Annotated in this window: 13 protein-coding genes; 9 read left to right on the forward strand and 4 right to left on the reverse strand. The window is 60.1% G+C overall.

Annotation, left to right across the window (positions count from 1 at the left end):
- The first annotated feature begins 93 nt into the window (after window positions 1–93).
- The gene (locus tag ACTJKS_RS15830) at window positions 94–636 is read left to right on the forward strand and encodes a helix-turn-helix domain-containing protein (protein WP_027614428.1); all 543 of its coding nucleotides are present in this window, start codon (window positions 94–96) and stop codon (window positions 634–636) included.
- A gap of 72 nt (window positions 637–708) precedes the next feature.
- On the opposite strand, the gene ACTJKS_RS15835 is transcribed toward ACTJKS_RS15830, so the two are convergent.
- Complete coding sequence (locus ACTJKS_RS15835; RefSeq protein WP_440828896.1) at window positions 709–1,728, reverse strand: DUF4917 family protein; 1,020 nt, start codon at window positions 1,726–1,728, stop codon at window positions 709–711.
- A gap of 153 nt (window positions 1,729–1,881) precedes the next feature.
- Here ACTJKS_RS15835 and yiaY point away from each other — a divergent pair, with 153 nt between their 5' ends.
- Window positions 1,882–3,030, forward strand: coding sequence for an L-threonine dehydrogenase (gene yiaY / locus ACTJKS_RS15840; RefSeq protein WP_108181926.1), 1,149 nt, complete (start codon window positions 1,882–1,884; stop codon window positions 3,028–3,030).
- A gap of 144 nt (window positions 3,031–3,174) precedes the next feature.
- Here the strand turns inward: yiaY and ACTJKS_RS15845 are convergent, their stop codons facing one another.
- Window positions 3,175–3,663: a DMT family transporter gene (locus ACTJKS_RS15845; RefSeq protein ID WP_041070444.1), complete on the reverse strand. Its 489-nt coding sequence runs from the start codon at window positions 3,661–3,663 to the stop codon at window positions 3,175–3,177.
- 77 nt (window positions 3,664–3,740) lie between these two features.
- Here ACTJKS_RS15845 and ACTJKS_RS15850 point away from each other — a divergent pair, with 77 nt between their 5' ends.
- The gene (locus tag ACTJKS_RS15850) at window positions 3,741–4,664 is read left to right on the forward strand and encodes a LysR family transcriptional regulator (protein ID WP_262948924.1); all 924 of its coding nucleotides are present in this window, start codon (window positions 3,741–3,743) and stop codon (window positions 4,662–4,664) included.
- 7 nt (window positions 4,665–4,671) lie between these two features.
- Here the strand turns inward: ACTJKS_RS15850 and ACTJKS_RS15855 are convergent, their stop codons facing one another.
- Both ACTJKS_RS15855 and relB read right to left on the reverse strand, forming a co-directional pair.
- Window positions 4,672–4,956, reverse strand: a complete 285-nt coding sequence (locus ACTJKS_RS15855) for a type II toxin-antitoxin system RelE/ParE family toxin (protein ID WP_198758601.1) — start codon at window positions 4,954–4,956, stop codon at window positions 4,672–4,674.
- Window positions 4,946–5,185, reverse strand: coding sequence for a type II toxin-antitoxin system RelB family antitoxin (relB, locus tag ACTJKS_RS15860; protein WP_041070438.1), 240 nt, complete (start codon window positions 5,183–5,185; stop codon window positions 4,946–4,948). The genes ACTJKS_RS15855 and relB overlap by 11 nt, the downstream gene beginning before the upstream one ends.
- A gap of 107 nt (window positions 5,186–5,292) precedes the next feature.
- Between relB and ACTJKS_RS15865 the strand changes: the two genes are divergently transcribed.
- The 6 genes from ACTJKS_RS15865 (at window position 5,293) to ACTJKS_RS15890 (ending at window position 9,413) form a co-directional block, all read left to right on the forward strand.
- The gene (locus ACTJKS_RS15865; protein ID WP_262948922.1) at window positions 5,293–6,009 is read left to right on the forward strand and encodes a hypothetical protein; all 717 of its coding nucleotides are present in this window, start codon (window positions 5,293–5,295) and stop codon (window positions 6,007–6,009) included.
- A 5-nt stretch (window positions 6,010–6,014) separates the two neighbouring features.
- Window positions 6,015–6,431, forward strand: a complete 417-nt coding sequence (gene fos / locus ACTJKS_RS15870) for a fosfomycin resistance glutathione transferase (protein ID WP_041070434.1) — start codon at window positions 6,015–6,017, stop codon at window positions 6,429–6,431.
- Window positions 6,432–6,491: 60 nt separating this feature from the next.
- A complete protein-coding gene (locus ACTJKS_RS15875; protein ID WP_064586399.1) occupies window positions 6,492–7,130 on the forward strand; it encodes a LysE family translocator in 639 nt (212 codons plus the stop codon).
- Between the two features lie 77 nt (window positions 7,131–7,207).
- Window positions 7,208–8,557 (forward strand): sensor domain-containing protein, encoded by a 1,350-nt coding sequence (locus ACTJKS_RS15880; RefSeq protein ID WP_108181930.1) that lies wholly within the window; start codon window positions 7,208–7,210, stop codon window positions 8,555–8,557.
- Window positions 8,558–8,675: 118 nt separating this feature from the next.
- Window positions 8,676–8,834: a KGG domain-containing protein gene (locus tag ACTJKS_RS15885; protein WP_080963245.1), complete on the forward strand. Its 159-nt coding sequence runs from the start codon at window positions 8,676–8,678 to the stop codon at window positions 8,832–8,834.
- A 75-nt stretch (window positions 8,835–8,909) separates the two neighbouring features.
- Entirely contained in the window at window positions 8,910–9,413 is a 504-nt protein-coding gene (locus ACTJKS_RS15890; RefSeq protein WP_047292232.1) for a DUF4142 domain-containing protein, read from the forward strand.
- The last annotated feature ends 98 nt before the right edge of the window (window positions 9,414–9,511 follow it).

Here is a 9,511-nt window from a genome sequence, read left to right on the forward strand (position 1 = left end):
GGGTGATTGCAAATGACACTAAAGAGCCTATATGACACAAAGTGTCATAAGCAAGCATCAATCGTCGTTTCCTTGATGGAATAACTGCTGCGCATGTCTATCCGTTTGAAATTGTTGAGAAAAAAACTTGGCGTGACACTTGAGGCGCTGGCGGAAAAATCCGGCATGACCAAGAGTTATCTGTCGAAGGTCGAGCGCGGGCTGAACACCCCGTCGATTGCGGCCGCGCTGAAACTGGCGAAGGCACTGAACGTGAAGGTCGAGGAATTGTTCTCCGAAGACAACGTCAGCCTCGACAGCTATAGCCTGGTACGCAGCCACGAACGCCAGTCACTGGCAGCCAACGATCAGAGTCCGGGATATGCGGTGCTGGCGCATCAGGTCAGCGAGCGCAACCTGCTGCCATTCATCATCTACCCGCCGCGCGAATTCACCGACAAGACCTTCAAGGAGCACTTGGGCGAGGAGTTTCTGTTCGTCCACGAAGGGCAGGTGGAAGTGGATTTCATGAACGAACGGGTGCTGCTGGAGCGTGGCGATGCGCTGCACTTCAATGCGCAGAAGCCGCACCGGATCAGATCGGTGGGCGAGGTGCAGGCGCAGTTGCTGGTGGTGGTGCACAGCAGCGAAGAATGAACCTTAAAATCAAAAGATCGCAGCCTGCGGCAGCTCCTACGCCGATNCAGGCTGCGATCTTTTGATCTTGCTTTAAACCTCGACCGGCACCGAAAGCTTCGCATTGCCCAACGCATGCGTCTTCGCATCAAAAAACCGCAACTCGATCCCGGTGCCCTCGAACACCTTCACGTAATGGCGCTTCTGATGCTGAATGAACGCCGCACTGCGCGGATAGATCGAGATCGCCACGCTTGCCGGTTTCGCCAGGCGCAGCGCCCGCACGATGTGCGCATTCTGCTCGCCCAAGGCATGACCGAAGATGCACAGGTTATCCGCGTGCCCCAATAACTGTTCATAACAGAACGACAGATAATCCGAACTGCGGATGGTCTTGAGCTTGTCCGCGCTCGGCCCTTCGGTGACGAACAGCGGCACGTCGTCCAGCGTCTTGATCGTATTGTTGATCGCGAAACTGCCGAGCAGGGTGCCCTCGGTCGAGGTCAGTTTGCGCGCGGTGCCGTCCTGGTTGCGCACCAGATGCAGACCGCCGTGCAGGTACAGCAGACGCGGTTTGGTGCTGGCGCTTGCGCTCAGATCGAAACTGGCGTCGGGGCCGTTGAACAGGTCGTCGATGGCCTCGCTGCGGTGCTGGATCGCCCAGTGGTTGAGCAGGTCGTAGTTGGTGGTGAATACCGTGCGGTAGCGCGCCAGTTCCTCATTGAGCGTGACCAGGGTCGAGGCCTGTACCAGCCGCCACGGAATGTGTACGGCGTGCACGGTATTGATCAGTGCTTCCTTGATCGCGTAATAGCGATTGCGCGGTGCCGCCGAGCTGACGGCCAGCGCCTTGTTGACCCGACTGGTGGTTTTCAGTGCACCGAGCACCTGCTCGAAGCTGCGCGTCTGCATCGCATCGAACACGCTCAGCTCCGACGGGCTCAGCGGTTTCTCTTCCACCGTGCGCGCGTTTTCGAACAGCGAGTCGTAGCCGAAGTCGTCCCACACCGCGCGACTGGCGCCATTGCCCACCAACAGACCGTTGAAGTCAGTGGTGGCACGCAGGGCGCTCCAGTCTTCGAGGGTGGCGTCGACATCCAGAAAATCGGTCATTGCGTGGGCAGTCTCAAAACAAAGGGCGGATGGACGGCGACTTTATCACGAGCGGGCGTTGAGCCAGATCAACATCGGCTGTGACCGATCAGTCGATCCTGTGCACATCCGCCGGATCGGAGCAGTCGATTCGGCCCCAGTCAGGAGACGCGCATGAGCAGCACCTTTTTCATTCCAGCCGTAAACATCATGGGCAATGGATGCCTCGACGAGGCCATGGTTGCGATCCGCAACTATGGGTTTCGCAAGGCGCTGATCGTCACCGACGCGGGGCTGGCCAAGGCTGGCGTGGCGACCATGGTCGCCGAGAAGCTGGCGATGCAGGACATCGACTCGGTGATCTTCGATGGCGCCAAACCGAACCCGAGCATCGCCAACGTCGAATCCGGGCTGGCGTTGCTCAAGGACAGTCGTTGCGATTGCGTGGTGTCGCTGGGCGGCGGCTCGCCCCATGACTGCGCCAAGGGCATCGCCCTGTGTGCGACCAACGGCGGGCAGATCCGCGACTACGAAGGCGTCGATCAATCGAGCAAGCCGCAGTTGCCACTGATCGCCATCAACACCACCGCCGGCACCGCCAGCGAGATGACCCGTTTCTGCATCATCACCGACGAATCGCGTCATGTGAAAATGGCCATTGTCGATCGCAACGTGACGCCGTTGCTGTCAGTCAACGACCCGGCGCTGATGGTCGCCATGCCGAAAAGCCTGACTGCCGCCACCGGCATGGACGCGCTGACCCACGCCATCGAAGCTTACGTTTCGACCGCCGCCAACCCGATCACCGATGCCTGTGCGCTGAAGGCCATGACCCTGATCAGCAACAACCTGCGCCTGGCCGTGCGGGACGGCAGCGACCTCGCGGCGCGGGAGAACATGGCTTACGCGCAGTTCCTCGCCGGGATGGCGTTCAACAACGCATCGCTCGGCTACGTGCATGCGATGGCGCACCAGTTGGGCGGTTTCTACGATCTGCCTCACGGCGTGTGCAACGCGGTGTTGTTGCCGCATGTGCAGACGTTCAACGCACTGGTCTGTGCCGAGCGCCTGACTGACGTCGCCCACGCCATGGGCGCGGACATTCGTGGTTTCAGCGCGGAGGAGGGCGCTCAGGCGGCGATCAATGCGATCCGCTGTTTGGCCAGGGATGTCGATATTCCTGGCGGCCTGCGCGAACTCGGCGCCAAGCTCAGCGACATCCCGGTGCTTGCCACCAACGCACTGAAAGACGCGTGCGGCCTGACCAACCCACGGGCGGCGGATCAGCGGCAGATCGAGGAGATTTTCCGTAACGCGTTTTGAGAGGCGCCGTCCTGATATGTTCAGCAGAGCTCACTGGCCCCTTCGCGAGCAGGCTCGCTCCCACAGTTGAAATGCGATCACTGTGGGAGCGAGCCTGCTCGCCAAGACTGACTCGTCAACACCACAAAACCATGAGCTCTCAGATCAGCCAACCGCTGCCACATTCCGCTCAAACACCCCACCAAACTGAATCAACACCACCCCGCCGATCAGCAGCAACGCGCCCAACACCCGCGACGCCGTCAGCTGTTTCTCCACCAGCCCAAACAACCCGAAGTGATCCAGCACCATCGACGCAATCACCTGCCCGGCCAACGCCAGCGCAACAAACCCCGACGCGCCGAGCTTCGGTAACAACATCACCGCCAGCGCCACAAAGCACACGCCGAACGCACCGCCAGCCCACATCCACAACGGCGCCTTGCTGATAAAACCCAGCGACGGCAGCGGCAGGCGCAACGCCAGAATCACCGGCAACAACACCAACACACTGACCAGCAACGAGGCCAGGGTTGCCCACAGCGGATGGCCGAGGCTCCGCGCCAGATTGCTGTTGATCGCACTTTGAAACGGCACCACCGCCCCGGCAAACGCGGCCAGCAGCAACAGGCCGGCCCACTGCAACGTACTCATGATCACACTCCAACAGGTTTTGCTGGACTCTAGAGTATTCGTCGCGCAGATTTAAATTCCGTTTTGTCATCCAGAGCATGCACAAGATGAATGATCTGCGCCGTATCGATCTCAACCTGCTGGTGATCCTCGATGCCTTGCTCAGCGAGCAACACGTCACCCGCGCCGCCGAGCGGCTACACCTGAGTCAACCGGCGGTCAGCCATGCGCTGGCGCGTCTGCGCGACGTGCTGGGCGATCCGCTGCTGGTGCGCGCCGGTTCGACGCTGGTGCCCACGGCGCGGGCGCTGGAACTGGTCGCGCCACTGGCCGAAGCGCTGGCCCAGGTGCAATCACTGCTGGCGCCGAACACGTTCGATCCGGCCACTGCGCGGCGGACCTTTCGCGTGGCGATGTCCGACTACGGCGCGGCCATCATCCTGCCTGGACTGATCCGCACCTTGCGCCGCGAGGCACCGGGCATCGACCTGCAGATCAGCCACGCCAGCCGCGAAGGCATGCTCGACGGTGTGCTCAACGGCGACATCGACGTGGCCGCCGGGGTGTTCCCGGAAATGCCCAACGAATTGCGCAGCAGCGTGCTGTTTGAAGAACGCTACGTCTGCCTGCTGGATCGCCGCCGCTTGCCGGCCGACGGCGTACTGGATTTGCCGACCTATCTGTCGCGCCCGCACGTCTTGCTGGAAATGCGTGGCAGCGGTACCCCGGAAATCGAACGGGCCCTGACGGCATTGCGCGAACGCCGCCGCGTCGCCATCAGCCTGCCGCACTGGAGCGTCGCGCCGCAGGTGATCAGCGGCACGGATTTGATTCTCACGGTGTCGTCACGCAGCGTGCGCGACATTGATCAACAGCAATTGATTGTGCTGCCGCCACCGTTCGAGATTGCGCCGTTCACCTTTGTGCTGGCGTGGCATAAGCGCCGGGGTGGGGATCAGGCGTTGAACTGGTTGAATCGCCGGATTGAGGAGGGGATAGATCGATCCGGGATCTGCGATTGAGAATGTGCTACCAAGTGCGGGGAGGAAGCCTGCGAGTATGGAAAACGCGCAGAACCTGAAGCCGGCCCTGACGAACGCGGTAAGGAATCAAATAGGGGCGATCAGGGAGCGCCCATTCTCTGGTTCCGGGCAAACGTCCCTCGCGTCCGGAGGCGGGAAAGCGAGCAAGCTGATCGACGGAGTCGAGAATGGCTTGAACAAACTCAGAGGCCGCCTGCGGATTTTCAATCGCGATGTAGGCGGCTTCGTCATCGAGATTCCTTAGTGCAGTACGCAGCCACTCAACGCGCATTGGCATTCCATTTGTTGGCGATCGCCCTGACATCATCGGCAGAAGCGAAATCACCGGCATCGGCTTCGTCCAGCGCTTTTTGAATTTCTTCAATTTGCCAGGCTTCACGGGCCAGGTACTCGCGCAATGCATCGACTGCCAGATAGGACTTGCTGCGCCCGGTCGCTTTGGCGAGGTTAGCCAGCGTATCGGCAATTTCGTCGGGAAGCCGCAAAGACATGACGGACATGGTGGTCTCGGTGTAGTGGTTTGTAGTGCAACATACTACAGCGTCATACTTGCCCCGGCCCGCCATTCGTCTAACGGTTGCGCACAAGACTTTATCAAGGAAGAAAAATGATCTGCAGAAACACCTTCATCCTGGCTTTTGCATTCCTGGCCATCACCCCCCACGCCCACGCAGCCTGCACCACCAAGAGTTTCGACGGCAAATCCATGTCGCGTTGCAACGTCTGGCCGGCATTTCCGAGTCAGGCGATTTCGGTCAAATCCACCTACCTCGCCGACTCCGGTGGCGACGATGCCGGGGTGTTCGATCTGGAGCTGGCGCTCCTCAATGCGAGCAACGCCAAACCCATTGCCACTTACCATAAACCGGGCGCGTACAACTCCGATGCCGTGCGTCTGGAGGATGTACGCATCGATACGGCGCGCTACCGTTTGACCCCGGACGTCCGGGCTTTTGGGCTGCGGGCGAAATTCGCGCACAGTTCCCACGCCATCCCCTACGAAAAAACCGATCTGGCGCTGTATGTGCGTGAGGGGGACGAACTGCGTCCGGTGCTCGAAGGGCTGGTGGTGTACAAGAACCACGGTGAATTCACCAGCAAGTGTGAGGGCTATAACCGAAAAATCCGCCGCACCGTCGAGACCGGGCCTGCGATTCACCATGGTTTTGCCGATCTGATCGTCACCACCAGTGGCAGCAAAATGAAAAACACCCAATCTGGCAATCAGTGCGTATCGAAAACCACCGAGTTGAAGAAAAAGCAGGTCACCCTGACGTACGATGGCCAGCAGTACGCCGTCCCCGAAGACCTCAGAGGTTACTGATCCCGATGCTCACTGGCCTCAATCACCTGACCCTTGCCGTCAGCGACTTGCCGCGCAGTCTGGCGTTCTACCGTGACGTGCTGAATCTGCGTGTAGAAGCCACGTGGGACGCCGGCGCCTATCTGTCGCTGCCGGGGCTGTGGTTGTGCCTGGCGCTGGATGCGCAGCGCCGCGGCGAGCCGTCCGTCGACTACACGCATTACGCGTTCAGCCTGGCTGAGGCGAATTTTTCGTTGTTCGTGCAAACGCTAAAAGCGGCTAACGTGCGAGAGTGGCGTGACAACCGCAGCGAAGGTGCTTCGTTCTACTTCCTTGATCCTGATGGCCACAAGCTCGAAGCGCACGTCGGCAATTTGGCCTCGCGACTGGCAGCCTGTCGCTTGAAACCGTACTCGGGGATGCGTTTTTACGACGAGTCATGATCAGGCGTCGCAGGCTGATATAGACTGGCCATCATTTGTACTGGCGACAGCAGGTTTTTCATGACTCCATCGCTGCTAATGGCCGTTCTGGCCTCTGGTTTCATTTACGGCATCACACCCGGGCCGGGCGTTCTGGCGGTGTTCGGCATCGGCGCGGCACATGGCCGTCGGGCCGGGGCGGGGTTTCTTTGCGGGCATTTGCTTGGTGATGTGGTCTGGTGCAGTACCGCGCTGATCGCCATCGTCGGCGCCCGGGAAATCGGCAGCACGGCTTTTGACGTGCTCGGCGTACTCAGCGGCGTGTACCTGTTCTGGCTTGGCTGGCGCGCAGTGCGCGCCCAGCGGCGCAGCGATGATCAGCCGCAGGGCGCTGCGCGTCAGCCGTTCTGGCACGGAATCCTGTTTGGTTTGACCAATCCCAAGGCCTACCCGGTGGCGGTGGCGACGTTTACCGCGTTGCTGTCGAGTCGTGCCGAACTGCTCAACTGGTCGATGCTGCCGGCGCTGATCGCCCTGAGCTTCCTTGGCGGTTTGCTGGCCTACGCTATTCTGATCGGCGTGGTTGGCGCCCGCCGCGTACGCACGCTGTATCAGCGCCACGAGCTGATGATCACGCGTTTATGTGGCGTGATGTTCATCGGTTTTGCCATAAACGCACTGGTGCACGCACTACCGGGATTGCTGCCGAACAAGGCTTGAAATTGTGTGCAGGGATGCTTGATCAAGGGCAAGGATGGTTGAACAGTGCTGCATTGTCCGGACACCCACGCTGAACCATGGAAAGCCGAAACTCCGCGCCGTTGGCGAGTTATATGGACCTGTTGCTGGATGCCGTCTGTGCGGTGGACAGGCAGGGCCGTTTCGTTTTTGTCAGTGCCGCCTGCGAGCGCATTTTCGGTTATACGCCTGACGAGTTGATCGGCCGGCCGATGATCGAGCTGGTGCATCCGGCGGACCGCCAGCGCACGTTGGCAGCGGCCAGTGACATCATGGGCGGTGAACCGAAACATAACTTTGAAAACCGCTACGTGCGCAAGGACGGACGCATCGCGAACATACTGTGGTCGGCGCGCTGGTCGGAGGTCGATCAGCTGCGCATCGCCGTGGCCCGCGACATCACCGAGCGCAAGCAGGCGGAATCGCGTCAGGCTGCGCTGTATGCGATTTCTGAAGCGGCGCATGTCGCCGAAGACTTGCTGGCGCTGTTCAAACGCATTCACTTGATCATCGGCGAATGGCTGCCGGCGCTGAATTTTTCCGTGGCGCTGTACGACGAGCACTGTGCGCAGCTGAATTTCCCCTATCACGTTGATGACCACGAATCGCAGCCCGAGCAACCGGGCACCGTCACCGGGCGTTTGTGCGCGCAAGTCATCCGCAGCGGTCAGCCGATTCTGCTGACGCCCGACAACCCCGACGCCTCATCCGATTTCGCGGCGCTGGTGGCAGGGCAGGATTCACCGTGCTGGCTCGGTGTGCCGCTGAATTCGAAAAACGGCACCATCGGTGCGTTGATCGTCAAAAGCCTGCCCGGCGGCGAACGTTACACCGAACAGGACAAGGAACTGCTGCAATACGTCTGCGCCCAGGTCGCCACTGCCATCGAGCGCCAGCAACTGTACGCGCGGCTCAAGCGCATGGCGCAGTACGATCAATTGACCCAGTTGCCCAATCGCGGATTACTCAAAGACCGTCTCAAGGCCGCACTGGCCGGCGCCCGGGACGCGTCGGGAAACATGGCGTTGCTGTACGTTGATCTGGATCGCTTCAAACAGGTCAACGACACCTTCGGCCACGCGGTCGGCGACATGCTGTTGCAAACCGTGGCGAGTCGGCTCAAGGGCTGCGTACGCGATACCGATACCGTGGCGCGTATTGGTGGCGACGAATTCGTGGTGCTGCTGCACAGTATCCACGCCGCTGAAGACGCCGATAGCGTGGCCGAAAAAATCCGCCAGGTGCTTGTGCAACCCATGCGGCTGGACGGTCACAACCTGCACATCGAGCCTAGCATTGGCGTGGCTCGTTATCCCGAACATGGCAGCGAGGAGCAGCAACTGTTCCGGCATGCCGACCAGGCGATGTACGCCGCCAAACGCCTCAATCATCGGCTGGTTGATATCTGAACCGGTGCGCGCCGTTCGTCGCGGCGCGGGCAACTTTTCTAAACCTTTGGCAGCCTGGCAATTCTCAATCTAGGCGGGCACCTGCTCGTCAACGATCAACACCAAGAGGAAGAGAATCATGCCTAATTCAAGAAACTCCAACTCGGGAAACTTCGCCAACGATCGAACGAAGGCCTCTGAAGCCGGTCGCAAAGGTGGGAAAACCACCACCACGACAGTCGATAAAGAGCCTGCGAAAGCCGAAATGGGCCGCAAGCCAGCTCAGAAGTCGAAGTAGTCGGCGAGGTTGTTTTGATTGAGAGGCGGGGGCGCAAGCCCCCGCTTGAATTTGCAGAGATAGGAGGGCGCGACCATGAGCCGGATGGCCACGCAGATACGTCATTTAAGTGTTGCCACCCTGTTGGGTTTGTTCGCTGGCACGGCATTCGCCCAGTCGCCTGCCGACTTCATCAACGATGCTTCTGCCAAAGGCATGGCCGACATCGAAGCCAGCCGTCTGGCGCACCAGAAATCCGAATCCAAAGAGGTCAAGGATTACACCATCGTGGTGATCAATGACCGCACCACGGCCAACCAGCATCTGGCGAAGATCGCCAAGAAACTCGATCTGCCGGTTGCACCCCGTGAAGAAATCGCCGACAAGGCCAAGAGCATGATCCCGCAGGTCAAGGACGGTGAAACCTTCGACCAGGCCTACGCCGCCAGCCAAGTGAAAGCGACCGAAGAGGCCATCCAGCAGATCCAGCAGGAAGCGCAGTCGACCGATGTGCCGGAAATCAAGGCGTTTGCCGACGAGACACTGCCAAAACTGCAAAGCCATCTGCAAATGGCCCGGGCGCTGCAAGCCAGCCGCTGAGTTCGGATTTAACCAATGTCTGTGGCGAGGGAGCTTGCTCCCGCCGGGCTGCGTAGCAGACCTCTTCAGGGCTACTGAAACTCTCTCGCCGCAAAATT

This window comes from Pseudomonas sp. 22189 (genome assembly GCF_052045635.1).
GTDB lineage: Bacteria > Pseudomonadota > Gammaproteobacteria > Pseudomonadales > Pseudomonadaceae > Aquipseudomonas > Aquipseudomonas parakoreensis.

Excerpts from the sequence above, each read along its gene's own strand:
- ACTJKS_RS15830 (WP_027614428.1), top strand. The coding sequence starts at position 94 with ATGTCTATCCGTTTGAAATTGTTGAGAAAAAAACTTGGCGTGACACTT.
- ACTJKS_RS15835 (WP_440828896.1), bottom strand. The coding sequence starts at position 1,728 with ATGACCGATTTTCTGGATGTCGACGCCACCCTCGAAGACTGGAGCGCC.
- yiaY (WP_108181926.1), top strand. The coding sequence starts at position 1,882 with ATGAGCAGCACCTTTTTCATTCCAGCCGTAAACATCATGGGCAATGGA.
- ACTJKS_RS15845 (WP_041070444.1), bottom strand. The coding sequence starts at position 3,663 with ATGAGTACGTTGCAGTGGGCCGGCCTGTTGCTGCTGGCCGCGTTTGCC.
- ACTJKS_RS15850 (WP_262948924.1), top strand. The coding sequence starts at position 3,741 with ATGCACAAGATGAATGATCTGCGCCGTATCGATCTCAACCTGCTGGTG.
- ACTJKS_RS15855 (WP_198758601.1), bottom strand. The coding sequence starts at position 4,956 with ATGCGCGTTGAGTGGCTGCGTACTGCACTAAGGAATCTCGATGACGAA.
- relB (WP_041070438.1), bottom strand. The coding sequence starts at position 5,185 with ATGTCCGTCATGTCTTTGCGGCTTCCCGACGAAATTGCCGATACGCTG.
- ACTJKS_RS15865 (WP_262948922.1), top strand. The coding sequence starts at position 5,293 with ATGATCTGCAGAAACACCTTCATCCTGGCTTTTGCATTCCTGGCCATC.
- fos (WP_041070434.1), top strand. The coding sequence starts at position 6,015 with ATGCTCACTGGCCTCAATCACCTGACCCTTGCCGTCAGCGACTTGCCG.
- ACTJKS_RS15875 (WP_064586399.1), top strand. The coding sequence starts at position 6,492 with ATGACTCCATCGCTGCTAATGGCCGTTCTGGCCTCTGGTTTCATTTAC.
- ACTJKS_RS15880 (WP_108181930.1), top strand. The coding sequence starts at position 7,208 with ATGGAAAGCCGAAACTCCGCGCCGTTGGCGAGTTATATGGACCTGTTG.
- ACTJKS_RS15885 (WP_080963245.1), top strand. The coding sequence starts at position 8,676 with ATGCCTAATTCAAGAAACTCCAACTCGGGAAACTTCGCCAACGATCGA.
- ACTJKS_RS15890 (WP_047292232.1), top strand. The coding sequence starts at position 8,910 with ATGAGCCGGATGGCCACGCAGATACGTCATTTAAGTGTTGCCACCCTG.